Consider the following 22,472-nt stretch of genomic DNA (forward strand, 5'->3'; position numbering starts at 1 on the left):
CGGCGTTACCTTTGGGGCCTTTATGAAGCTCCCGAATTTCGCCGACCTGATCCTATTTGAAAGCGACGACTACCTCGTCGTTAACAAGCCGCCCTTTCTGGCTACGCTCGACGAGCGGGTGGGTGGGGCCCCCAACATGCTGCGCATGGCACGCCAGCACTACGATGACATTCAGGCCGCCCACCGCCTCGACCGCGACACTAGCGGGGCCCTGGCCTTTGCCAAGCACCCCGAGGCCTACCGCCACCTGGCCATGCAGTTTGAGAACCGGGAGGTGAAAAAGCAGTACCACGCCGTGGTGTGGGGCACCCCACGCCTGGAGCATCAGCTAGTGGACCGCCACATCGAAACTACTACCCGCGGCAAGGCTCGCCTCGCTTACAAAGGCAAGGAGGCCGAAACCTACTTCACTACGCTCGATACCTACACCCGCCACGCCCTCGTGCTGGCCGAGCCCGTGACCGGCCGCATGCACCAGATTCGGCTGCACTTGCAGTACCTCCAGGCCCCCATTGTGGGCGACGGGATGTACGGCGGCGAAGATTTTTTCCTCTCGTCACTCAAGAAGAAGTTCAACCTGAAGGAAGGCGACACCGAGCAGCCGTTCATTAAGCGCTTTGCGCTGCACGCCATGCGCCTGCAGTTTGCGGGCCTCGGGGGCGAGGAAATTACGGTGGAAGCCCCTTACCCTAAAGACTTCCGGGTGCTGGTGGACGTGCTGGCTCAGAACCGCTAGGGCCCCGGGGCCCTGGCGACTAGCGGTTTAGCGCACTTTTTCGAATACCACTAGCCGCGCCGTGCCCCGGCTGGGATTATCGGCTTGGCGCAGCTGGGCCCCGGCCCAGCGCTGCCGGAAGTGTGGGTCGGTGGCCAGCATTTCGAGCGGTAGGTTTCCCTCCACGGTGCTAAACCAGTCGTCCCAGAACACTAGGGTGCCCACGGGCAGCTGGGCCAGCGCGGTGTGGCCATTGGCGGATGCGATGGGCCGAGCAATTGGGTTGAACACGTCCACATCCAGGGCACGGCCGATGGCTGGGTGGTCGAGCACCACGGGGCGCGCCGGGGCCCCGGGCTGCCGCCGGTACCAGGCAGCAGCCTGCTCGGCCAGCGCCAAATCGCCGGGAATGGCGAAGTCGCGCTGCCAGCGCAACTCCATACGCAGCCCCGTGAAAAGGAACGCCACCGCCAGCGCGGCTGCCCCCAGGGCAATACGCTGCCGCGCGGCGGCCGTGCGGCCCAGCGCGCACAGCACACTCAGGCCGCGCAGGGCAATGATGGCCAGCAGGGGCATAAGCGATGCCAGCACCCGCACGAGCCCCGCCGATCCAAACAGGCCGAACACCCAAAATAAGGTGTGGGCCGCTACAAACACCGCCGCGCAGCCGTACACGAGCAGCAGCTCGGCCCGAAAGAGCGGGTTCTGCCACGTGGCGCGGCGCGCGGCGCGCCAGAGCAACTGCCCACCGCCCAGCGCTGCTAGGGCCCCCAGTACCCAGCCCAGCAAGGAAACCAGCCCCACTGCAAACTGGCCCCAGCCGCCGTGCCCATAGGCCGACACCGTGGGGTAGGCGTTGCGCCCAAACACCCAGCCCGGCTCGTGCAGCACCAAGGCCCCCACGGCGCTGTACACGGCGTATCCCAGAAACACCAGCGGCAACGCCCGCCACTGCCGCTGCCACCCCAGGTACACTACCCACAGCCCCAGCAGGATAAACCCTTCCGAACGCACAAAAGGCAGCCACGAAACCAGCGCTACCGACCACGCCGGGCGCCCGGCTACGGCCAGCGCCACCCCGCCCACCAGCACCAGGCCAAACAGCGGCTCCGTCAGGCCCGAAAACTGGATGCGGAAGTAGTCAGGAGCCACGTAGCAGCACAGGATGGCCAGCGCCGCGTAGGGCACGTGCAGGCCCCGCGCAATGCGGTAGCTCAGCCAGGCCGACGCCGCCACCAGCCCGCACTGGAATACCATGAGGGCCCGGTAGCCCAGCTGCGAGGGCCCCATGATGACCAGCGTAAAGAGCGGCTTGGCCCACGAGTGCAGCAGGTTGAGGGGATGCTGCGGGGCGTAGCGGGCATATAAATAGTGCTGAATGCTGTCGCCGGTATCGTAGGGGTTTTTCGAGATGAACACGAACGCCACCGACACCAGTAGTCCTACTAATAGCAGCCCGCGGGCCACCCGGTCAGAATCGGCGAAATCGTCAAGTACAGTACGAGGCGGGACCATAGAATAGGGGCAGCAGTGGGGGAAGGTGCGTAAAAGTAGGACCCCCAGCAAGACAAAATCCTGAATACTACTTGGTAATCCGAACAGAAAAAGGTACCTTTGTGTCCGTTTTTCCCGAAGCCCAACCGGCTTCGGGTTTATTTTCAATTGTTTAGCCTACCTATATTTCCGACTCATGGACCACCTGAGCTTCAAGACGACCCACGTCAACAAGGCCAACGCCCAGAAAAGCTGGGTTATCGTCGACGCCAGCGTAGCCCCGCTGGGCCGCGTGTGCAGCCAGATTGCCAACATCCTGCGCGGCAAGCACAAGCCGTCGTTCACCCCTAACTCCGACTGCGGCGACAGCGTAATCGTCATCAACGCGGACCAGGTGCGCCTGACGGGCAAGAAGATGACCGAGAAAGTGTACATCACCCACTCGGGCTACCCCGGCGGCCAGAAGCGCCGCACCGTGCGCGAGCAAATGAACCGCGATTCGCGCCGCGTGATTGAGCACGCCGTAAAAGGCATGCTGCAAGGCAATAAGCTAGGCGCCGCTCAGTACCGCAACATGTACGTGTACGCCGGCACCGAGCATCCCCACGAGGCCCAGCAGCCCCGCGTTATCGAACTTACTAACCTTTAGTAGATGTGGCAAATGCGGAGATGTGAGAATGTGGGGAATCATCCGCTGTTTTCATTTTCCACATTTTCACATCCAGCACATTTTCACATTTTTTCAACTTAAATGGCAATTACCAACACCTCTGGTAGAAGAAAAACCTCGGTGGCCCGCATTTACATGCAGGCCGGGCAAGGGAATATCACTATCAACGAACGGGACATGAAAACGTATTTCAGCAACGAGTTGCTGGAAAACGTCGTGAACCAACCCCTCACCCTCCTCGAGCAAGTCGGCCAGTACGACATCAAGGTGAACGTGAAAGGCGGCGGCATTTCGGCCCAGGCCGAAGCCATCCGCTTGGCCATCACCAAAGCTTTGGTGAGCGACAACGAGGAAACTCGTCCGGCACTGAAGAAAGAAGGTTTCCTGACCCGTGACCCGCGGATGGTGGAACGCAAGAAGTTCGGCAAGCGCAAAGCCCGTCGTTCGTTCCAGTTCTCGAAACGCTAAAACCAGGAGGACCTTTATCATGGCTCAGACAACCTATAAAGACCTGCTCGAAGCAGGCTCGCATTTTGGCCACCTCACCCGCAAGTGGGACCCCAAAATGGCGCCGTACATCTTCATGGAGAAGAACGGCATCCACATCATCGACCTGAACAAGACGCTGGTTTCGTTGGAGTATGCCTCCACTGCCATCCGCAACATCGCCAAAAGCGGCCGCAAAATCATGTTTGTGGCCACCAAAAAGCAGGCCCAGGAGATTGTGACCACCGAAGCCGAGCGCCTAAAGATGCCCTTCGTCACCGACCGGTGGCTGGGTGGCATGCTCACCAACTTCGCCACGGTGCGCAAGTCGCTGAAGAAAATGTCGACCATCGACAAGATGGTGAAAGAGAACACGGCTTACGCCGCTCTTGCTAAGCGTGAGAAGCTGATGATGTCGCGTGAGCGCGCCAAGCTCGACCGCGTGCTGGGTGGCATCGCCGACCTCGGCCGCCTGCCCGCCGCCCTGTTCGTGGTGGACGTGAAGCGCGAGCACATCGCCGTGAAAGAAGCCCAGAAATTGGGCATTCCGGTGTTTGCTATGTGCGACACCAACTCGAACCCCGAGCTGGTGCAGTTCCCGATTCCTGCCAACGACGACGCCTCGAAGTCGATCCAGCTCATCGTGGGCGTGATCGGCAAGGCGATTGAAGAAGGCCTGTCGGAGCGCAAGGTGGACAAAGAGGACGCCGACCGCAAGGAGGCCGACGAAGCCGCCATTGCCGAGAAAACTGCTGCCGACGAGGAATAAGCGCCTTTTCGCTCTTTGAAAGAAGGGAACCTTCGCGAAGCAGTTGGCTCCGGGGGTTCCCTTCTTCTTTTTGATTCTACACCCAACCCCCACTTACTCTAATGGCCGCAATTACCGCCGCAGACGTAAACAAGCTCCGCACCATGACCGGTGCGGGCATGATGGATTGCAAAAAAGCCCTCGTGGAAGCCGACGGCGACTTCGAAGCCGCCCGCGACATCCTGCGCAAGCAGGGCCAGAAAATCGCTGACAAGCGCGCCGAGAACGAAACCTCCGAAGGCCTGGTGCTCGTGAACGTGAGCGCCGACGGCACCAGCGGCAAGCTGGTGGCCCTGGCCTGCGAAACCGAATCGGTGGCCAAAGTGGCTAACTTCCGCGAGCTGGCCCAGCAAATTCTGGACACGGCCGTGCGCACCAACGCCGGCACCAAGGAAGACCTGCTGGCCGCGAAAGAGGCCGACGGCCAGAGCGTGCAGGAGCACATTACCGACCTAATGGGCAAAATCGGCGAGAAGTTGGACGTGACCTACGCCACGCTGAACGCCGAGAAAGTGGCTTCGTACATCCACTCCGACAACAAAAAGGGCGTGCTCGTGGGCCTGAAGAACGTGGGCAGCGCTGACACCGCCGAGGTGGGCCGCGACGTGGCCATGCAAATTGTGGCCATGAAGCCCGTTGCCGTGGACAAAGACGGCGTGGACTCAGCTACGGTGGAGCGCGAGATTGAAATCGGCAAGGAGCAGGCGCGTGCCGAAGGCAAGCCCGAGGCTATGCTGGAGAAAATCGCCCAGGGCAAGCTCAACAAGTTCTACAAAGACAATACGCTCCTGAACCAGGAATTCGTGAAGGACAATTCGAAAACCATCGCCCAGCTGCTCGACGGCACGTCGAAAGGCATGACGGTTTCGGACTTCAAGCGCGTAGCTATCGGCGCTTAATTGTCGCTTTTAGCTAAATTGAAAGCCCGCTGGCATTGTGCCAGCGGGCTTTTTTCGTATTCCTTCGTTCACGCTATGTACAACTCATCCAATTGGCCTTGGTATAGATACATTATCCTTCTAGCGCTTGTACTTATCTCTTTATTCGTTAACTCTTACCTCCTATTATATGCATTATTTGAACATCATAGTAGGATCCGGATTCCAGAATTATTTTTTATTGCTCTTTTAATAAATATAATGGTCTACATGACTCTTAGGCTAAAGAAACAGTTTTACTTATCTAATGCTTTACTTTTAGGCGCATTGCCACCGTTTCTAGTTGGTATTTATATACTACTGATCATTTAGCGGTCTTGTAGGTTCTCTCCCACGCCCGCACCCGGGCCGCCGCGTTCTCCCGAATGTTCAGGTAGAACAGGCCGTAGTCGGCGGCGTGGAAGGAGTGGCGCAGCTCGGGGTAGCCGGGGAGGAAAAAGCGGGGGTAGCCGCGGACCTTGGGTGCGGTAATCCAGAGCAGGCCGCGGTGGGATTGGGCGTCGGTGACGTGGGCATCGATGCGCTTCATGTGGGGGCCGACGCCGCCGCGGTTGAGGGCGGCGGGGGCCCTGAGGGTGTCGAGCGTCCAGGTGAGAGGATTGGTGGCAACTAGGCCGTGGTAGGGCGGGTAATCGAAGCCGCGCTCGGAGGTATTCCAGGCCACGAAGCAGCCGGTGGCCAGCGAATCGGGGCAGGGACGGATGGTTTGGTATTCGTTGGTTTTCGCTTGACAGCCGATGAGGTAGGCAGCGGCGAGGCGCTTGCGCAGCGCGGGGTCGTTGTCGAAAAAATCGTGGAGCAGGCGCGTGGCGTGGGTGGCGCCCTGGCTGTGGCCGGCGATGATGATGGGCCGGCCCTGGTTGTAGTGGGCGAGGTAGTATTGGAAGGCCGCCTTCACGTCGGCGTAGGCCAGGTCGAGCGCCTTTTGGCCGTCGGGGCCCTGCTTATCGAAAAACGAGTACAGCGTGGCCTGCCGGTAGCGTGGGGCGTAGACGCGGCCCGCCGCGTTGAACACGCTGGCTTGGTTGAAGATGGTGGTGCGGTCGGTGTAGCGGTTGAGGCGGGCGTTGCCCACGTCGGCGTTCCAGCTGCCCCGCCAGTAGTAGGAGGTGGGGTGGATGAAGAACACATCGGCGGCGGCCGTGGCCTGGCCGTCGCGCAGGCCGGCGGCGCGGGGCAAGGCATCGGCTGAGTCGCGGCGGGTGGGCAGGGCGGCCCAGCTGCTTTCCTGGGCGTAGTCGGGGGCTGGCGCGGGAGTCGTGGCCGTGAACCCGTGGGCGGGCTTTAACAGGCTGATACAGCTGGTGCAGGCCAGCAGGGCCACGGGCCACCACTGGGCTAAGCGCGGGGCCCAATGGCTTGGCAAAACGTAAAAAGGCAAACGCATGGAAGTGTGGCTAATTAGCTTGCGAAACAACTGCGGCGCGCTGCAATGTTTCTGGCGCGGCGCGGCGGTTGCGCAACTGGAGCTAAAAGGCCATCCGAACGGAAGACTTTATCATTCCGACGCAGGAGGAATCTGAGGACTGACTTTGACCGGATCACTCAGATTCCTCCTGCGTAGGAATGACAGTCTCCTGTTCGGATGGGCGGCAAGCATTAGGGTTCCGGCTGCTGGCGGGTAGCGGCGCGCGGAACGGCCCGGGCTGCCCGGGCCGTTCCGCGCTTGGGGCCCTGCTACGGCGTCAGCGTGTTTTCGATGATTTTTTCCTGGCGCAGGTAGTCGATTTTGTAGTCAGGCGTGAAGCGGACCCGCACTTGGGTGCGCGTTTGCTGGTGCTGCTGAAGCGTGGGCCGGAACGAACGCGCCACCTCGACATAGGTAGCGGTGCGCGTACCGTCGGCCACTGGCGCGCTCACGCGCAGCGAGCCCGGCGCAATGCTGGCCTGGTAATCCTGAAATTCGGGGAAGTGGTTGGTGGCCAAGTTCTCGGCAATGGCGGTGGGGGTGGTACCGCGCAGCAGCAAAAACCGTTCGACGGTAGGCGCGAAGTGGGCCCCGGCGTCAAAGGGCGCGGCTTGCAGGTCGGCATAGTAGCTGGCCAGGGCCCCGCGCACCGCCTGTTCGGTAGCGGCGGCCGTGGCGGCGGGAGCCCCGTCAGCGGCGCTGGGGGTGGCGGTGCTATCGGCGGCGGCGGCGCGGGGCACCGCGGCGGGGGTGGCTGCGGTGCTATCCAGGGCCGGCGCTATAGGGGCCACCTGGGGAAATACGCGCACGGTTTCGGGCGCGGCCACGGGCGGGCGCTCCAACTGCGGGGCCTGGGGCCCTACTTCGGGAGCAGCAGCGGCGCTGTCGGCGGCGGTGCGGCTGCCGCTGGTCAGGTGCTCGGAGGAGCGGGGGCCGCTCATCAGGTATGCCACCAACAGCAGCAGTAGCAGCACGCCGCCGCCAATGAGCACGTAATTCAGCGTGGACGAGCCGGCCGGTGGGGCCCCCAGTTCAGCGGCGCCTTCGTCCTCCACTGCGGTGGGCGGCGGGGCGGCAACCGGCGGGGCAGCGGGCGGCACAGGCCTTTTCGATCCCATAAAATCCGGCACCGGCGTAGCGGGCGGCACGGTTGATTTTTGGTTTCCCAGGAAATCCGGCGTAGGCACAGTGGGCGGCGCGGCGCGGCCAGGCCCCACTGTGGGCATGGGCACCGGCAGGGCGGGCGCAGCTGGTGCGGCTGGGGGGCCGGGCACCACGGAGGTCCCGGCTTCGGCTTGCAGCAGGGCCAGCAGGGCGGGCGCGTTCTTGCCTTGCAGCAGGGTGGCGATGCGGCGGTCGTAGTCGCGGTCGGTAATCAGGCCGTTCTGGCGGTCGTTGCGCACCTGGCGCAGCGCGGCAAGGGCAGTTTCGAGCGAAGGATCCACTGGAGAGAAAAGACTATTTGCGTTCGAGGCCCGAGAGGCGGGCTTGGCGCTGCTGCAAACGCTTGGATGCTGCCTCGCGCGCCTGCACATTTAGTAACAGCGCCGACGAGTCCTGGCTGATCTGCAGGCGGTTGGCCGCGTTTTGCTTGATGAGCGATTCAATTTTGGACAAGTTATTCGACGTGTTTGAACGGGCCGAATTGGTGCTTTTTTCGAGGCGGTCCTTCTCCTTATCTGCCTTCTTTACCAGGTCTTCGGCCTCGGCTACCCGCTCATGGTACACTTTGAGGCGGGCGGCGTTGGCGAAGCTCTGGGTGATGGTGCGCAGGGCGTTGAACTCGGTCGGCGTGCGGTCGGGGTCGAAGAACGAGCTGTTGTCGAAGCCGCCGAACACGGCCAGCTCGGCCACCGAGTCGGAGGGCGCCACGGTGGTGGCGTAGAGGTCGACGAGCTTGCCCGAGATGGTGGAGGCGGGCGTTTGCTTGGCTTTGAGCGGGTCGGTTTTGCTGCCGCCAACGCCAAGCACGCCGCCACCCTTGAACTTGATGGCGTAGTTGTCCTTCATCCAAGTCTGAAAATAATCGCGCAGCCAGCTGGCGCTGCTCTCCACCTGCACCTTGAGGGCGGCCCGCTCGCGGCGGTCGTAGTTGACGGTACTGGCGCGCACGTCGTAGGTTTGGGCCCCGGCCGGGGCCGTGGCCAGCAACACGGCCAGGCAGCTCAAGAGCAAGCAATAGCGCTGAAACATAAGCAGAAGGCTTTGGGAAAGAAGAGGGCAATAAAGTAAATTGGGATTCCCCTAGCGCAGCTCGTGGCGCTCGAAGGCGGCTTGCAAATCGGCGCGCATGGCCTGGAAACGGCCGATGGCGGCGGCCAGAAACTCATCGTCGAGCAGTTCGCGGGCCTCGGCGTCGGTGCCGGTGAGCAGGTCCAACTCGGCCACTTTGTAGGTCTGCTCCAGGTTGCCCTGCTCCAGCTTGAGCAGGAATTTGCTGTTCCAGGCCAGGAGCGTAATTTTAACGGCGGGGTGTGGGATGTCGGCGACGTGGCGCATGGCTTAAAAACAAAGCAATAGGGCCCCGAAGGTAACCAGTGGGGCCCCAACCCCGCCGGGGCCCCTGCGTAGAAAACTCGCGGGCGCCGGCTGGCCGGCGCCTAGCCATACATTCACCCTCAACCCGTTACCGCCATGCCCCAGGGAGATAAGTCGAAGTACACCGACAAGCAAAAACGCCAGGCCGCGCACATCGAAGACGGCTATGAGAAGAAAGGCGTACCCGCCGACGAGGCCGAAGCCCGCGCCTGGGCCACCGTGAACAAGCAGGACGGCGGCGGCAAAAAGCCCGGCGGCGCGGGCCGCAAAAAAGCCAGCTAGTCGGCCGGGGGAGGGGGGCTGCTTTGCGTTCACCTGCGGTATGCCAATGCTGCGCGGCAGCCTGGTGGTAGAGGGGCCCCGGGCTCCAAAGGTTTGCGCGGCAAGGTATTATTTTGCCGCTTCATCCTGCCCTGCCGCCTATGTTCACTCGCCAGACCCTGCGCCGCCTCGCCAACGACAACAGCTACCGGCGCGGCGAAGACTACTACGACGAAGGCCAGGTGGAAAAGCTGCGCCGCGAGGGCGCGGGCTTTGCCGCCACCGTGCGCGGCAGCCGCCCCTACCGCGTGGCCCTGCACCGGGGCCCCGCCGGGCCCGAGTTCAGCTGCAATTGCCCTTATGCGTTCGACGGCATCTGCAAGCACAAGGTGGCGCTGGGCCTGGCGGTACTCGACGCCTACGGCGCGGAATTGGACATTCCCAATCCGGCCTCAGCCGCTGCCCCGCCCGTGGCCGACCGAGCCCTGGCTACGGCCATTAAGGCCGCCTGGGCCGACCGCCGCAAGGGCGACAAGCTGCGCTTTCTCAAGCAGGCGCTGGCCAAAAACGATGACCTGGCCCGGCAGTTTCTGGGCTTTGGCCAACCGGCTGCGGCGCCCGCCGACCCGCTGGCCAACCTGCCCGCCCGCCTCACCGACACGCTGGGCGTACTAGATTTTGACGAGGATTTCTGGGAAAACAGCGAGTCTTTTTACGAGGACGACGAGGGCGACGGCTTGCAGGAAGCCGCCGACGAGCTGCTGCGCGACACCCTGGCCCCCTTCGCGGCCGAGCTGCTGCACCTAGCGCGGGGCGGCCAGTTTGTGCCGGCCCTGCGCTACTGGGCCACGGCTTGCGAGGCCCTCTATCAGCTAGAAGAGCCGGCCAGCGACGATTTTGGGCTGTTTGGCGACTATGGGGAAGACGTGCTGCACCAGTGGCACGCCGTGCTGGCCGCCGCCGGCTGGCCCGCTGCGCTGCTGGCCGCCGTGCTGCCGCCCGCCGAGCTAGCCGCCGGCATCGCCTGGCTGGGTGCACATTTGGCCGACCCGCCCGCCCGCTGGCCCGGCTTCGAAGCCAGTTGGCAGCCGCTGTTGCTGGCCCTGGCCGCCGATGCCGCGGCCGCCCCCCTGCTGCCGCCGCTGCTGGCCCAGGCCGCCCTGGGGCCCGCCGCCGAGGGGCCCCTGCGCCTACGCCTCGCCCAGACACTGGCCGACGACGTGGCCTGGGCCGAAACCGCCGAAACCCTGCTGCTCACCGATGCCGCCGTGGCCCAGCAGCTGCTCCATTTTTACACCAGCCAGGCCAACCGCCCCGCCCTGCTGCGCACCGCGGCCACGGCCTTCGCCACCTGGCCCGACCAGTTTGGCGACTACGTGCTGCGCACCTTCAGCTCCGCCACGGCCCCCGCCCTCTACCGCGACGCCCTGCGCCACCGCGCCCAGGCCAACCACAGCCTACCCGACTACGCCCTGCTGCGCCCCCTGCTGAGCGCCGCCGAAGCCGCCGCCTTCGTGCAGGCCGCCGTGGCGGCGGCCCAGGACCGGCGCGGCAGCGTAGCCTTTGCCGCCCAGTTGCTGGCCCAGACCGGCGACGTGGCCGCGCTGCGCGAGTTTGTACTCGGGCTGGAGTGGCTGGCCGTCAGCCCGCCCTACCACACCGAAATTGCCATGATGGCCCTGGCCGACACCGACCCCCTCCCCCTCATGCTGGAGCTGGAGATCCGCACCCGCGCCTACCTCCACGGCCGGGCCAACGCCAAGCGCGGGGCCTTCCTCTACGAGCGGATCGGCCGGTGGCTGGTGAGCCTGCGCGGCACCGCCCCCCGCCTCGCCGAACCCATTTTGCGCCTGGCCCAGGAGCTGCGCGAGGAGTTCCCCACCCTGCACGGCCTGCGCGACGTGCTGCGGGCCGAAGGCTTTTTGCCCAACGAGCCGGCAACTGCCACTGGGTCCAAGGCGCGGGGGCGGCGGCCCAAACAGTAGCCCGTGCCCAGGCCAGCGGCCCGGGTTGGGGCCCCGGGGCCCAAACCCGGGCCGCTGGCCGCCGTATAGCCGCCCACCCAACGGTGATGGATTTCCACCGCGAACCGCCGGTGCTTGTGCGCCGCGCTGATGATTCCTACTGAACTGACCGGCCGCAAGGGCCGCGCCGGCTGAATCATCTTGTTACTTCGCGCCGTGGCTCACCGTACCGTTTCCCTTGTTCCCCGCTGGCTGCCAGCCCGGCTGCGGGCTTCGTCCACCACTGCCACGGCGGTTTTTTTGCTGCGTTGGGCGCTGCTGGCGGCGCTGGTGGGGGCCTTGGCGGGCACGGCGTCGGCCGGCTTCTTGGTTTCGCTGGAATGGGTGACGCGCTGGCGCGAGGCCCACCCCGGGGCCCTGGCGCTGCTGCCAGCGGGCGGCCTGTTGGTGGGCTTGGCTTACCACTACTTCGGCAACCGGGTAGTGAAAGGCAACAACTTGATTTTGGACGAAATCCACACGCCCGGCAACACGATTCCGCTGCGGCTGGTGCCGCTGGTGCTGGGCGGCACGCTCGTGACGCACCTGTTTGGCGGCTCGGCGGGGCGCGAGGGCACGGCCGTGCAAATGGGCGCGGCCCTGGCCGACCAGCTGGCGCGCTGGCTGCCGCGGCGCGAGCGCCGGCTGCTGCTCATTGCGGGCATGAGCGCGGGGTTTGCCGCAGTGTTCGGTACGCCGCTGGCGGGGGCCGTGTTCGGGCTGGAAGTGTTTTTGCTGGGCGCGGTGCGCTACGAGGCCATTTTGCCGAGCTTCCTGGCCGCCGTGGTGGCCGACGCGGTGACGCGCGCCTGGGGCGTGGGCCACACGCCGTACCCTGCGCTGGCGGCGCTGCCGCTCACGGCCGCGGGGCTGGGCAGCACGCTGGTAGCGGGGGCCCTGTTTGGGCTGGCGGCGCGGTTTTTTGCCACCCTCACGCACAGCATTTCCCGGGTTTTCAGCCGCATAAAATACCCGCCGCTGCGGCCAGTGGTAGGCGGCGTGCTGGTAGCGGCCACCATGTGGGCCCTGGGCACCATGCGCTACGCCGGCCTCGGCGTACCCGTGATTGTGGAGGCATTTCAGCACCCGCTGGGGCCCCAGGACTTCGCCCTCAAGCTGGCCCTGACGGCCCTCACGCTGGGCGCGGGCTTCAAGGGTGGGGAGGTGACGCCGCTGTTTTTCATCGGGGCGGCGCTGGGCTCGGCGCTGGCCGGGGTGCTGCCGCTGCCGGTGGCGCTGCTGGCGGGCATGGGCTTCGTGGGCGTGTTTGCGGGCGCGGCCAACACGCCCCTGGCCTGCCTGCTGATGGGCCTGGAGCTGTTCGGGGCCCGCGCCGGCGTGTACCTGGGGCTGAGCTGCGTGGTGGCCTACCTATTTTCGGGCCACCAGGGCATCTACGCCTCGCAGGTAATCGGGCAGGCCAAGCACCCGCTACTGGGCCGGCAGCAGGGCCGGCGGCTGGGGGCCCTGGGCGCGGCGCCCCCCGGGCCGTAGCCGCACCGCGCCGCCTTGCGCGCTGCTGCCCCCAATAGTTACTTTTATCCGTTGCCGGCGTCGGCTGCTTTTCGTTCGCCCCACCCGCCCCATGCCTTCTTCCCGCTTTTCCCGCCGCGATTGGCTCAAGGCCGCGGCCCTGGCAACGCCCCCGCTGCTGTTGGGCCCCGGCGCGGCGCTGGCCGCCGTGCCCGCGGCCCCGGGCAAAACCCCGCCGCTGAACGCCGCCGACATTGCCGCCATCGAGGCGGCAATGGGCAAAAAAGGCACTTACGTAGAAGCGCAGGCCACGCACACCACTTCCCTGCCCCGCAACGATTTGAAGGTGACCGTCAAGGGCGAGTCGGTGCCCATTGCCTTCGGCTTCGGCGGCTGGGTGGCCATCAAGCGCACGCTCGACGGGAAATCCGCCATGCTGATGAGCGACACGGTGCTACTGCAAGCGGAGGTGAACCCGCTAATTTCGGCGGCCCAGGCCAACGGGCTGGAAATCGGGGCCATCCACAACCATTTTTTCTACGAAGAGCCCCGCATCTTCTACATGCACATTACGGGCATGGGCAGCCCGGCCGAGCTGGCGAAAAAATTTGCCGCCGCGCTGAAAGATTCCAAGCTGCTGCCGGCCAACCAGCCCCCGGCGGCGGGGGTCCCCGCCGCCGTGCCACCGGGCAACAACGCCACCCCGGCCGCCGGCCCGCCCACCGGCAAAGAGCTGTTCGACCTGGCGGCCCTCGACGCTGTGGTGCACTCCCAAGGCGTCGTCAACGGCCCCACTTACAAATACACCGTGGGCCGCGCCGACGTGCAGTCCCTGATGATGGGCACGGAAATGACCGCCGCCATCGGCCTGAACTCCTGGGCGGCGTTTGCCGGCAAGCAGGCCGAAGCCCACATCGCCGGCGACATTGCCATGCTGGAAACCGAGGTTAACCCCGTCATCCGAGCCCTGCGGGCCCACAACCTGGAGGTGGTGGCCGTGCACAACCACATGCTGGGCGACGCGCCGCGCATGATGTTCCTGCACTACTACGGCCGGGGCCCAGCGCCGGCCCTGGCCGCCGGCTTCCGCGCCGCCTTGGACCAGCTGGGCCGGGGCAAAGCGGGCGGCATGAAGCACTGAGGCGCCGCCCGCCAAATGGGCCGGGGCCCCTACCCTTGCGCTACCAGCTGCGGCTGGGGCCGCAGGCGGCGCTGGGCCACCACGAGGCCCAGCATTAGCCCGCCGCAGGCCAGGCCGATGACGGGCGCGGAGGCGATTTCCAAGAGCCAGCCGTTGAGGTAGCTGCTGGCCACGCCGCACAGGTTCACGAGGGCCATGTAGGTGGTGAACTGGGAGCCTTCGATTTTGGGGCGGCAGAAGGCCATCAGGGCCGGCATGGCGGCCACGCTCAGCAGCGGGTCGGCCACGTTCATCAGCACCAGGCCCGTGAAGCCCACGGCCCGCACGTGCCAGAACGGCGCCAGGGCCCCGAACACGAGCAGGAAAAAAGCGTAGCCCGCCATCACCCAGTACTGCAGCCGGGCGGTGCCGAGGCGGTCCACCAGCACGCCCCCGCCCAGCAATAGTACAAACGCCGCGGCGCTGCCCCAACTGCCTTGCAGGATGGACACGTCGGCGTCGGCCCAGTGCAGGGAATGGATGAGGTGGTAGTTGTAGGCGTAGCCAAATACGTAGCTGGCCAGGTACGCCAGGAAGATGATGCCGAACGCCCGCAGGCTGTAGCGTTCCACCATGGCGCGCCACAGCTCGGCAAAAAGCCAGCGCAACGACGGGTTTTCCTCGTCGTCGTGCAAGGCAGCGGCGTGGGCCCGGGCAGCGGCGCGCCCCGCCCGCCCGAAGGTGGGCAGCAGGCGGTCGGCCCGGTCGAGCTTGATGAAAAAGGTCAACACCGTGAGCACCAGCAGCGTGGCCGATTGCACCAGCGCCGCCGGCCGGAAGCCGCCGTGGTGCAGCACGTAGGCCAGCACTGCGCCGCCCACGGCCCAACCCAGTAGGTAGCCGCCGCGCATGAAGGCATTCACGCGGCCGCGCTCGGCCGGCGGCACCACCGAAATGGCGATGGCGTCCACGCTGGCGTCCTGGATAGAAGCGAACACGCTGTGCACGAAAAATACCCCGCCCATCAGCCCCAGCTGGGCCACGGGGTCGCGCACGAGCAGCAGCGAGAGCGAGGCCACGCACGCCACCAACTGCGTGAGCACCACCCACTGCTTGCGGTGCCCGATGATGGAATATTGAAATTTATCAATCAGGGGGCCCCAGATGAACTGGAACGTCCAGGGCAGGCCCACGATGGCGGCGAACGTGCCCACCGACTTGGCCGTGAGGCCGCTGCCCACCAGGTAGTTGTACACCGCCGTCAGGGCAAACCCCGAGGGAATGCCCTGCATCACGTACAGGTAAAAAAACGTGAAGTAGCGCAACCCCACGCTCTCCCGCAGCACCAGACTTTTTGCCATAACTGTGCGGTAACAACGGCTGCGGGCGGTAATGGTTAAGGCCGGGCTTAGCGGCCACGCGGGGGCCCCCAGGTGGCGGCCGGCGGTGCCGCCCAGCCAGCGGTTGGCAGCGGTGCAAAATCACGGGTTGGGCCGCGCCGGAAAGCCCTGGAAACAGGCCGTGGCCGCCGCAACCAGCGCCGCGCGCTACGGCACGATTTGCAGCATTTCCAGGCGGTTATCGAATGGGTCGCGGACGAAAAAGCGCTGCCGGCCGTCGAGGTCCGACGCGGGCTCGATGGCCACGCCCTGCGCCTCCAGCGCCCGCCGGGCCCCACCGGCATCGGCCACCTCAAAGGCCGGGTGGCGCTTCGAGCGGGGCCCCAGCGGGGCGGGGTCTTCCTGGATGTGCAGCTCGATGCCGCCCACCAGGTACCAAATGGTGGCCTTGGGGTGGGGCCCCGGCGCCTCGGGCAGCCCCAGCACTCCGCCGTAAAATGCGCGGGCCGCCGCCAGGGCCCCCACCGGCACGCTCAGCAGCAAGTGGTGGAAGCGGGTGAAGTGGATGGGGTTCATGGCTGGTTAATTTATTGTCATTAGGGGCAGCGCAGCCACCGCGCGGGGGTTCCAGGGCCCCTACTGCGCCACGGCCTCGGCGGCTTTGCTGATGTCGCCGCTCACTTTTTGCAGGAAGGCCAACTGCTCGCGCCAGGCGGGGTCGTCGGGGGCCGGGGTGGCGGGGGGCGGAGGGGTAGCTTCGAGTTCGGGGGCGGCGGGGGCCAGGCGGCGCAGGGCGGTGGCCAGGGCCCCCTGGGCCCCCACCAGGGCGCGCCGCGTGGCGAGCGTGAACTCGGGCCCTGGGTCGGCGGCGGCCAGGGCGGCGGCGCCGGCGGCTAGGGTGTAGTTCAGCACCACAAACTCGTAGACGGCGGTGGGCTGGCGGTGGGTGCGCTTGGGTTCGGAGAGCATGCGCTGGAAGGCAGCGGCCAGGTTGGCGGTGGCCACGTAGGCGGTTTTGCGGGCCAGGCGGTAGGCGGTGGGCGCGGGACCGGCGGGGGCCGCCAGGCGGGCGGCCACCTGGTGCAAGTAGGCCTGGTTGGCGCGCAGCACGGCGGCCATCAGGTCGGGCAGCTCGGCAGCCTCCCAACGCGGAAACAGGAAGTAGCCGCAGCCAAAGGCAATGGCACAGCCGATGAGCGTGTCAATTACGCGTTCCTGGAGCACGTCGAGGTACTCAAATTTCAGCAGCCCGTACATGATGATGAGGTAGGCCGTGAGGAACACCACGAACACCACGTAGTTCAGGCGCTGAAACGAGTAGGCCACGATGGCGAACACCACCAGCACGGCAAAGCGCACGTCGTTGCTGCTCACCGCGGCCAGCACGGCCAGGCCCAGCAGGCCGCCGCCCAGCGTGCCCAGCACGCGCTGCTCGTTGCGCTGCCGCGTGAGGCTGAAGCCGGGCTTGAGCAGCACCGTGGCCGTGAGCAAAATCCAGTAGCTGTGGGCCCCGTGCCACAGCAGCTCGGCCACCGCAAAGGCCACCACGCTGGCCACCAGCACCCGCAGCGAGTGCCGGAACACGGCCGATTTCAGGGTGAAGCTTTGCCAGTAGGCGCCCGCTTTCCAGGCGTCGCGGGCGATGAACTGCACGTGCTGGGCGGCGCGGCCGGGCTCGGCGGGGGCCGCCCCGGGGCCCGCGGCGGCGTCGAAGTACCGGCCCATGTCGGCCAGGCGGCGGCTGAAGTCGCGCAGGGTGACGAGCGTTTTTTTGAGCGGCCACACACTGGGCCCCCCGTCCTGGGCCCCCAGCGCGTCGAGGTGGGCCTTAAGGGCATCGAGGGCGGGCGCAAAGTCGGGCGGCGGGCCGCTCAGCGCGCGGTTGGCCTGAATGGCGGCCCCCAGGCGGTCGAGGGCGGCGGCCTGGGCGCGCAGCAGCCGGGCAATTTCGTCGAGCGCGCCGCTGGTGGCAAAGTCGCGTCGCAGGGCCTCGTAGTCGAGGAACGTGGCCGTGGCCCGCTCGTACAAGTCCACCACATCAATAAAGGTGAGCACCAGCCGCCGGCCCGTGCTGGTGGATTCGTTCACCACCTGCCGGCTGCGGAAGAGCACGGCGCGCACGGCCTCCTGGGTGTCGCTCACGGCCACCTGGCGGGCCACCAGGCGGCGGTAGTCGTCGGCCAGGTCGGTGCGGGTGCGGTAGAAATCGGCCTTGGCGCTGAGGTAGCCGGCCAGCGCGTGGATGCTCTCGCCCAGCGCCTGCTGGGCCGCCCGGTAGGGCCCCACCCAGTTCAGCACCAGCGCCAGCAGGCCGTACCAGGCGGCGCCCGCGCCCAGGGCCAGCGCGTGGGGCAGCACCTGCGCCGGCCGCGCCGCCGGGTGGGCCAGCGTGAGCACCAGCGCCAGCAGGCCGGCCGTGCCCACGGCCCCGGCGCGGGCCCCCCAGACCAGCAGCATGCTCAGCCCGAAGCTTAGCAGGGCCACCTCCAGCCCCAGCAGCCAGCGCACCGGGGCCACGTAGCCCGTGAGCAGGGCCACGGCAAACACCAGCGCCAGGGCTGCGAGCTGGCCGTTGCGGCGGTGGCTGGCGGGGCCCGGCGTGTCGGGCACGCTCACGCACACCGCCCCCGTGGCCATCGTCAGGCCCAGGTCAAACTGCCCGAACTGGGCCCCCAGCGCCGCTGGCAGCAGGATGGCCACGGCCGTCCGCAGCCCACTCGAAAAGTCGGCCCCGAAGAAAAAGTATTGCAGGCGGGTGGGGAAGCGCGGACGGGGCATGGTGCGCCCAATGTACGGCCCGGCCGGCCGGCGGGGTGCCCGGTCCGGGGCCAAATTTTAGCAAAACCCGTTCGACCCCCGCTTAGTTGACCGCGACGGATTTGGTCTTTACCACGATACCGGCTTCCGTAAACTCGCTGTACCGCTCGATGACGTAGCCCGGGTGGGCGGGGTCTTTTTCGATGGGCTTCACCCCGCTTTCCATCTCGTTGCAATGCACGGCAAAGGGCGGCACCGCGTAGGCCCAGCGGCCGTGCGCATAGCTGAACACCAAGTAGCTGCGCCAGCAGCTGGTGAACCAGTCCGGCAGCACCCCGAGGTCGTCCTTGCCGTCGTTGTTCAGGTCGCCCAGGTTGGTGAGGGCACCCCCGATGTATTTGCCTATCGCCAGGGGCTTGATGGCCGGGTTGGAAAACTGCACCGAGCACCGGCACTCGCCCACGCAGTCCATGCCCCCGGGCGTTAAGGGCGGCGGCACGGCCCAGGCAAGCTCTGGGGCCCCGTCGCCGTCAAAGTCGCCCTTCACGGCACCGGCCGGCACGGGCATGGGCACGCCCCCAGCCGGGCGCGGATCCGCGGGCACGGCCCCGCTCAGCCCCAACAAAACAAGTGTAACCCCGAAGCGCATGGCCTTGCAATAAAAGACGTTAAGACCTTTTACGTCGGGGCCCGGCCGGGGTTGGCCGGGCCCTATTCGAACAGGATCTTAATACAGCATGTCGTCCACGGGCTCCACTTTGGGCGGCAGATTGGTTTCAGCGAGCAGCTCGCGCAGGTCGATTTCGATGCTGCGGCAGATGCTGGTCATGGGCACGTCGTTCATGGTATTGTCGAACGGGTTTTCGCTGATGTGGCCCACCAGCTCGATGGTGTTGAACACCCACGACACGAGCACCGAAAACGGCACCATCAGCCACACGTGGTACTGGCCCAGGGGCAGGCGGCTGTCGAATTCTTCCACCAGGCCCAGCGGCAGCAGCAGCGCAAACAGCCACACAAACACGAAGCTGAAGTAGGCGTACTGCCGCGGAAACGGCGTGTTCTTGATCCGCTCGCAGCCGCCCTGGAAGTTGAACAAATCCTGCACCGTCTGCATCATGGCCACCTGGCGGAACTCGCTGAGCAGGCCCGTGCGGTGGAGGTCGAGCAGCTCCTTGCTCTGGTGGCGCAGCAGGTGGGTGGGCGGGTTGGCGGCGAAGCGGGCGGCCGAATCGTCGGGGTCGAGCAGGAAAGGGGCCACTTCGGCGTCCCAGCGCTCGGCGGTTTGGCGGCGCAGGTGCAGGCGCAGGGCGTTGCACCAGGCAATTTGGCGGTACACCAGGCGGCGGTGCAGCTCTTGCACCGGGGCCCCGTTGGGGTAGCCGTCCGAAAATTGTACGAAGTCGAACACCCGCAGCGTCCACACCCGCGAGGTGTTCACGATGCTGCCCCACAGTTGCCGGCCCTCCCAGAAACGGTCGTAGGAGCCGTTGTTTTTGAAGCCAATGTAGAACGCCACCGCCGTACCCAGCGTGGCCACCGGCTGCCACGGGATGTCAAGCGCGTGCACATTTAGGGGCCCGTACAAGAAGCAAATCAGCACATTATAGGAAAAAAAGAACAGCAAGCTGTTGCGCGACAAGCGCCAGATGAGGATGGGGCGAAGATTGGTACGGATGTACATGAATGAATTAAAAAAGGAGAACCCAACATACGCCGCCGCCGGTCCCCGCGGCCAAACCCCGCCCGGAGTTGGGGGCCCCAGCAGCGGCCAGCGTTGGTATTTTCTGAAGACCGCCGGTGCTAACAGTCCCAGCGGAACGGCCAAAATTAGCGTATTTTGGGGGTGATGCGCCAGCCGCACGCCTTTTTAGTTCATCATTTCTTCATGAATGCATCCCTGATTCCCGCCTTGGCCGTGGCCCTGTGCCTGGCCGCTGGCCCCGCCGCCCACGCCCAAAAGCGGGCCCCCGCCCCCAAGCCCGACCGCACCCAGGTGTACGACTCGGTGGCCCAGCCGGCCGTGCCGCTGGGCGGCACCGCGCACTACGCCCAGTTCCTGGCCGACCACCAGCGCTACCCCGCCACGGCCATGCAGCAGGGCCAGCAGGGCACCGTGCCGGTAAGTTTCGTGGTGGAAAAAACCGGCGTGGTAAGCAACGTGGCGGTGACCAAGCCCGTGGCCCCGCTGCTCGACGCCGAGGCCGTGCGCCTCATCAAGAGCGGGCCCCGCTGGACGCCTGCCAAAAACCGCAACCAGGTGGTGCGCCAGCGCGTGACGGTGCCGGTGAGCTTCGTGCTCTCGCCCCCGGCCGCCCCCGTGCAGCTGCCGGCTAAAGGTGGGGCCCCCGCCCCGCCGCCCAACGCCGCCGACATCGCCGCTTCGGCCCACCCCGACCAGCCGGCCGTAGTGGCCCCCGATAAGCCCGCTACCCCAGTGGGCGGCACGGACGCATTTTTTGCCTGGATCGAGAAAAACCAGCAGTACCCCAGGCTGGCCCGCCAGCGCAAAATCCAGGGCAAGGTGCCGGTTGAGTTCATCGTGCAGGCCGACGGCAGCCTGACGGATGCGCGCGTCCTCAAAAAGATGGGCTCGGGCCTGGACGAAGAGGCCCTGCGCCTGATTCGGACGGCCCCAAGGTGGGAGCCGGCCACGTACCAAGGCAAGCCCTTAAAGCAAAAGATGGTGCTGCCCGTCTTGTTCCAATTGTAGGGCCGGGCCCCCGGGGCCGCCCGGCCCGCGGGCGGCGGGCCGGACTTTTTAGCCGCCGCCGCTGTTGTGGTTGTTCTGCGCTTCTTCTCCTTCGTTTATGTACCTCTCCAGCACCGACGACCTGCTCTCCGATGTTTCCGTGCTCACGGACGCGCCCCCCGTGTGGCCGTACCAGGCCCGCTACCGCCGCCTGGCCCAGGCCCTGGCCGAGGAGCTGTTCGGGGCCCTCGACGAAGAGCTGCGCCCCGTGGTGCTGCTGCTGGCCCTGCCCGCCGAGCACACGCTGTCGGCCCGCTGCCTGGAGCCCCACGAGCGCGCCCTGCCCGCCGACCACTTCGCCGGCACCGTGGCGCGGGGCCGCTACCTGCAAGATTCCGTGCCCCAGGGCGGCTACCTCGACCGCGACGACCTGACGCCCGCCATCCTGCGGCGGCGGCAGCAGGGCCGGGGCCTGCGCGCGGCCGTGCAGGAGGTGCTCGACGCGCTGGACGCAGATACGTCGCACGTGCACTTCGCGGGCTGGCCGGTGCTCATCAACGAGCATTTTATCGTGACGGTGCTGCGGCTCCAGCGCAAGGCCCTGCGGGCCCACCCCAGCCTGCTGCCCGACCGCTTCTACACCGACGGCCGGCCGCTGGCCTCGTCGCTGGTGATGGCCGCGCTGTACCGCTTCAACGAGGAGGGCGTGAAAAACCTGAGCGAGCCCGAGCCTGGCGCGGGCGTGGTGGGCCGCCCCCGCGAAACCGAAGAATTGCTGCGCGCCGCCGGCCGCTCCTTCCTCGACACGCCGGCTCAGGCCCTGGGCCTCGACCCGGCCGTGGCCCAGCTTTTCAACACCTGCAACACCATCTCCAGCCTGCGCTACGAGGGGGCCGAAGGCGTGGGCCGCCTGCTGCTGGGCCGCCGCCGCCACCCCAACCTGGAGGAAATCTTCGCCCTCACCTGCCCCACCCCGCTCACCGACTACCGGGCCGTGCGCAAGCTGCTGGAAATGACGGCCCCCGACGTGCACCTGCTCGCCGACGGCGAAAACGTGTACGCCCTGGGCCGCCAGGTGGGCCACTACGACGCGACGCGCGAAGACCTGTTCGCCGTCAACTTCATCACCCACTACGCCTGGGAGCTGCAGCACGCCAGCCACGTGCTCATGCGCACCCACTACGGCCTGCCCGGCCTGCCCCGCACCCGCCTGAGCCGGGCCAGCTTCCGGCGCGACCTCAAGCGCACCTTCGGCCTCACCGAGGCCCCCAAGGTGGAAAAACTGTGGGACGTGGTGCTCGAAGCCAGCCGCCAGAAGCACGGCACGCTGCTCGTCATCACCACCGAGGCCCTGGCCGAAGCCGACCGCCTCAAGCTGCAATGCACCCTGGTGGAGCCCGTGCCGCTCACGCCCCTCATCACGCGCCTCGTCACGGCCATCGACGGGGCCGTGCTGCTCGACCCCGAGGGCTACTGCTACTCCATCGGCGTGATTCTGGACGGCACCGCCAGCGGCCGCGGCGACGGCAGCCGCGGGGCCCGCTACAACTCGGCCCTCCGCTACGTCGAAAGCTCGCGCTACCCCTGCCTGGCCGTGGTCGTGAGCGAGGATGGCCTGGTGAACGTGCTGACCTCGAAGCGCGAGGGCGGAGAGCGGTAGGCGCTGGGAAGTTCAGGGATTGGGTGCGGGCAAGCGGGTGGTTTGCTTTTTCTGCGCGTCATTTGGAAACGCGCCGGCCGTCGTGCCGGCGCCTTTTCCCATAACCATT

Annotated in this window: 21 protein-coding genes and 1 riboswitch; of the genes, 11 read left to right on the top strand and 10 right to left on the bottom strand. The window is 66.3% G+C overall.

All coding sequences use genetic code 11. The features are described 5' to 3' along the window. Nucleotides 1-22: 22 nt before the first annotated feature. A complete protein-coding gene (locus AXW84_RS17390) occupies nt 23-736 on the top strand; it encodes an RluA family pseudouridine synthase (RefSeq protein ID WP_068236140.1) in 714 nt (237 codons plus the stop codon). Nucleotides 737-763: 27 nt separating this feature from the next. Here AXW84_RS17390 and AXW84_RS17395 read toward each other — a convergent pair whose 3' ends face one another. Next, nucleotides 764-2,230, bottom strand: a complete 1,467-nt coding sequence (locus AXW84_RS17395) for a hypothetical protein (protein ID WP_068236142.1) — start codon at nt 2,228-2,230, stop codon at nt 764-766. A gap of 175 nt (nt 2,231-2,405) precedes the next feature. Between AXW84_RS17395 and rplM the strand changes: the two genes are divergently transcribed. From rplM to tsf, 4 genes are all read left to right on the top strand, one after another. Then, the gene (rplM, locus tag AXW84_RS17400; RefSeq protein ID WP_068236144.1) at nt 2,406-2,858 is read left to right on the top strand and encodes a 50S ribosomal protein L13; all 453 of its coding nucleotides are present in this window, start codon (nt 2,406-2,408) and stop codon (nt 2,856-2,858) included. Between the two features lie 102 nt (nt 2,859-2,960). Further along, nucleotides 2,961-3,347 carry a 30S ribosomal protein S9 gene (rpsI, locus tag AXW84_RS17405; RefSeq protein WP_068236149.1) on the top strand — a complete coding sequence of 129 codons (387 nt, stop codon included), beginning with the start codon at nt 2,961-2,963 and terminating at the stop codon, nt 3,345-3,347. A 19-nt stretch (nt 3,348-3,366) separates the two neighbouring features. Further along, nucleotides 3,367-4,134 carry a 30S ribosomal protein S2 gene (gene rpsB / locus AXW84_RS17410; RefSeq protein WP_068236152.1) on the top strand — a complete coding sequence of 256 codons (768 nt, stop codon included), beginning with the start codon at nt 3,367-3,369 and terminating at the stop codon, nt 4,132-4,134. A gap of 101 nt (nt 4,135-4,235) precedes the next feature. Further along, nucleotides 4,236-5,072 (top strand): translation elongation factor Ts, encoded by an 837-nt coding sequence (gene tsf / locus AXW84_RS17415; RefSeq protein WP_068236155.1) that lies wholly within the window; start codon nt 4,236-4,238, stop codon nt 5,070-5,072. A 343-nt stretch (nt 5,073-5,415) separates the two neighbouring features. On the opposite strand, the gene AXW84_RS17420 is transcribed toward tsf, so the two are convergent. From AXW84_RS17420 to AXW84_RS17435, 4 genes are all read right to left on the bottom strand, one after another. Further along, complete coding sequence (locus AXW84_RS17420) at nt 5,416-6,498, bottom strand: DUF3089 domain-containing protein (RefSeq protein WP_068236158.1); 1,083 nt, start codon at nt 6,496-6,498, stop codon at nt 5,416-5,418. A gap of 290 nt (nt 6,499-6,788) precedes the next feature. Further along, entirely contained in the window at nt 6,789-7,964 is a 1,176-nt protein-coding gene (locus tag AXW84_RS17425) for a hypothetical protein (protein ID WP_068236161.1), read from the bottom strand. A gap of 13 nt (nt 7,965-7,977) precedes the next feature. Next, nucleotides 7,978-8,712, bottom strand: a complete 735-nt coding sequence (locus AXW84_RS17430; RefSeq protein WP_068236163.1) for a hypothetical protein — start codon at nt 8,710-8,712, stop codon at nt 7,978-7,980. Nucleotides 8,713-8,763: 51 nt separating this feature from the next. Then, the gene (locus tag AXW84_RS17435; RefSeq protein WP_068236166.1) at nt 8,764-9,018 is read right to left on the bottom strand and encodes a hypothetical protein; all 255 of its coding nucleotides are present in this window, start codon (nt 9,016-9,018) and stop codon (nt 8,764-8,766) included. Nucleotides 9,019-9,153: 135 nt separating this feature from the next. Between AXW84_RS17435 and AXW84_RS17440 the strand changes: the two genes are divergently transcribed. From AXW84_RS17440 to AXW84_RS17455, 4 genes are all read left to right on the top strand, one after another. Next, on the top strand, nt 9,154-9,339 hold the full coding sequence (locus AXW84_RS17440) for a hypothetical protein (RefSeq protein ID WP_068236169.1): 186 nt from the start codon (nt 9,154-9,156) through the stop codon (nt 9,337-9,339). Nucleotides 9,340-9,479: 140 nt separating this feature from the next. Next, a complete protein-coding gene (locus tag AXW84_RS17445) occupies nt 9,480-11,303 on the top strand; it encodes an SWIM zinc finger family protein (RefSeq protein WP_068236172.1) in 1,824 nt (607 codons plus the stop codon). 73 nt (nt 11,304-11,376) lie between these two features. Next, nucleotides 11,377-11,449, top strand: a riboswitch (Fluoride riboswitch). A gap of 49 nt (nt 11,450-11,498) precedes the next feature. Further along, nucleotides 11,499-12,815, top strand: coding sequence for a chloride channel protein (locus AXW84_RS17450; RefSeq protein WP_335339473.1), 1,317 nt, complete (start codon nt 11,499-11,501; stop codon nt 12,813-12,815). A gap of 91 nt (nt 12,816-12,906) precedes the next feature. After that, nucleotides 12,907-13,935 (top strand): DUF1259 domain-containing protein, encoded by a 1,029-nt coding sequence (locus AXW84_RS17455; RefSeq protein ID WP_068236175.1) that lies wholly within the window; start codon nt 12,907-12,909, stop codon nt 13,933-13,935. Between the two features lie 29 nt (nt 13,936-13,964). On the opposite strand, the gene AXW84_RS17460 is transcribed toward AXW84_RS17455, so the two are convergent. The 5 genes from AXW84_RS17460 to AXW84_RS17480 form a co-directional block, all read right to left on the bottom strand. Then, nucleotides 13,965-15,275 (bottom strand): MFS transporter, encoded by a 1,311-nt coding sequence (locus AXW84_RS17460; protein ID WP_071892234.1) that lies wholly within the window; start codon nt 15,273-15,275, stop codon nt 13,965-13,967. Nucleotides 15,276-15,461: 186 nt separating this feature from the next. Beyond that, nucleotides 15,462-15,830: a VOC family protein gene (locus AXW84_RS17465; RefSeq protein ID WP_068236178.1), complete on the bottom strand. Its 369-nt coding sequence runs from the start codon at nt 15,828-15,830 to the stop codon at nt 15,462-15,464. 60 nt (nt 15,831-15,890) lie between these two features. Beyond that, on the bottom strand, nt 15,891-18,032 hold the full coding sequence (locus AXW84_RS17470) for an FUSC family membrane protein (protein WP_068236181.1): 2,142 nt from the start codon (nt 18,030-18,032) through the stop codon (nt 15,891-15,893). Between the two features lie 82 nt (nt 18,033-18,114). Then, on the bottom strand, nt 18,115-18,660 hold the full coding sequence (locus tag AXW84_RS17475) for a VCBS repeat-containing protein (protein WP_157887096.1): 546 nt from the start codon (nt 18,658-18,660) through the stop codon (nt 18,115-18,117). A 78-nt stretch (nt 18,661-18,738) separates the two neighbouring features. Further along, nucleotides 18,739-19,695, bottom strand: a complete 957-nt coding sequence (locus tag AXW84_RS17480; protein WP_068236187.1) for a bestrophin family protein — start codon at nt 19,693-19,695, stop codon at nt 18,739-18,741. Between the two features lie 204 nt (nt 19,696-19,899). Between AXW84_RS17480 and AXW84_RS17485 the strand changes: the two genes are divergently transcribed. Then, a complete protein-coding gene (locus AXW84_RS17485) occupies nt 19,900-20,724 on the top strand; it encodes an energy transducer TonB (protein WP_162268274.1) in 825 nt (274 codons plus the stop codon). A gap of 97 nt (nt 20,725-20,821) precedes the next feature. Further along, complete coding sequence (locus AXW84_RS17490; RefSeq protein ID WP_068236194.1) at nt 20,822-22,363, top strand: DNA integrity scanning protein DisA nucleotide-binding domain protein; 1,542 nt, start codon at nt 20,822-20,824, stop codon at nt 22,361-22,363. The last annotated feature ends 109 nt before the right edge of the window (nt 22,364-22,472 follow it).

Source organism: Hymenobacter sp. PAMC 26628 (genome assembly GCF_001562275.1).
Taxonomy (GTDB): Bacteria; Bacteroidota; Bacteroidia; order Cytophagales; family Hymenobacteraceae; genus Hymenobacter.

Bases quoted from the DNA above. Each gene is read 5' to 3' on its own strand.
- AXW84_RS17440 (WP_068236169.1), top strand. From the start codon at position 9,154: ATGCCCCAGGGAGATAAGTCGAAGTACACCGACAAGCAAAAACGCCAG.
- rpsB (WP_068236152.1), top strand. From the start codon at position 3,367: ATGGCTCAGACAACCTATAAAGACCTGCTCGAAGCAGGCTCGCATTTT.
- AXW84_RS17470 (WP_068236181.1), bottom strand. From the start codon at position 18,032: ATGCCCCGTCCGCGCTTCCCCACCCGCCTGCAATACTTTTTCTTCGGG.
- AXW84_RS17420 (WP_068236158.1), bottom strand. From the start codon at position 6,498: ATGCGTTTGCCTTTTTACGTTTTGCCAAGCCATTGGGCCCCGCGCTTA.
- AXW84_RS17395 (WP_068236142.1), bottom strand. From the start codon at position 2,230: ATGGTCCCGCCTCGTACTGTACTTGACGATTTCGCCGATTCTGACCGG.
- AXW84_RS17465 (WP_068236178.1), bottom strand. From the start codon at position 15,830: ATGAACCCCATCCACTTCACCCGCTTCCACCACTTGCTGCTGAGCGTG.
- AXW84_RS17485 (WP_162268274.1), top strand. From the start codon at position 19,900: ATGAATGCATCCCTGATTCCCGCCTTGGCCGTGGCCCTGTGCCTGGCC.
- AXW84_RS17460 (WP_071892234.1), bottom strand. From the start codon at position 15,275: ATGGCAAAAAGTCTGGTGCTGCGGGAGAGCGTGGGGTTGCGCTACTTC.
- rplM (WP_068236144.1), top strand. From the start codon at position 2,406: ATGGACCACCTGAGCTTCAAGACGACCCACGTCAACAAGGCCAACGCC.
- AXW84_RS17435 (WP_068236166.1), bottom strand. From the start codon at position 9,018: ATGCGCCACGTCGCCGACATCCCACACCCCGCCGTTAAAATTACGCTC.
- AXW84_RS17390 (WP_068236140.1), top strand. From the start codon at position 23: ATGAAGCTCCCGAATTTCGCCGACCTGATCCTATTTGAAAGCGACGAC.
- AXW84_RS17475 (WP_157887096.1), bottom strand. From the start codon at position 18,660: ATGCGCTTCGGGGTTACACTTGTTTTGTTGGGGCTGAGCGGGGCCGTG.
- AXW84_RS17445 (WP_068236172.1), top strand. From the start codon at position 9,480: ATGTTCACTCGCCAGACCCTGCGCCGCCTCGCCAACGACAACAGCTAC.
- AXW84_RS17455 (WP_068236175.1), top strand. From the start codon at position 12,907: ATGCCTTCTTCCCGCTTTTCCCGCCGCGATTGGCTCAAGGCCGCGGCC.
- tsf (WP_068236155.1), top strand. From the start codon at position 4,236: ATGGCCGCAATTACCGCCGCAGACGTAAACAAGCTCCGCACCATGACC.
- rpsI (WP_068236149.1), top strand. From the start codon at position 2,961: ATGGCAATTACCAACACCTCTGGTAGAAGAAAAACCTCGGTGGCCCGC.
- AXW84_RS17430 (WP_068236163.1), bottom strand. From the start codon at position 8,712: ATGTTTCAGCGCTATTGCTTGCTCTTGAGCTGCCTGGCCGTGTTGCTG.
- AXW84_RS17480 (WP_068236187.1), bottom strand. From the start codon at position 19,695: ATGTACATCCGTACCAATCTTCGCCCCATCCTCATCTGGCGCTTGTCG.
- AXW84_RS17490 (WP_068236194.1), top strand. From the start codon at position 20,822: ATGTACCTCTCCAGCACCGACGACCTGCTCTCCGATGTTTCCGTGCTC.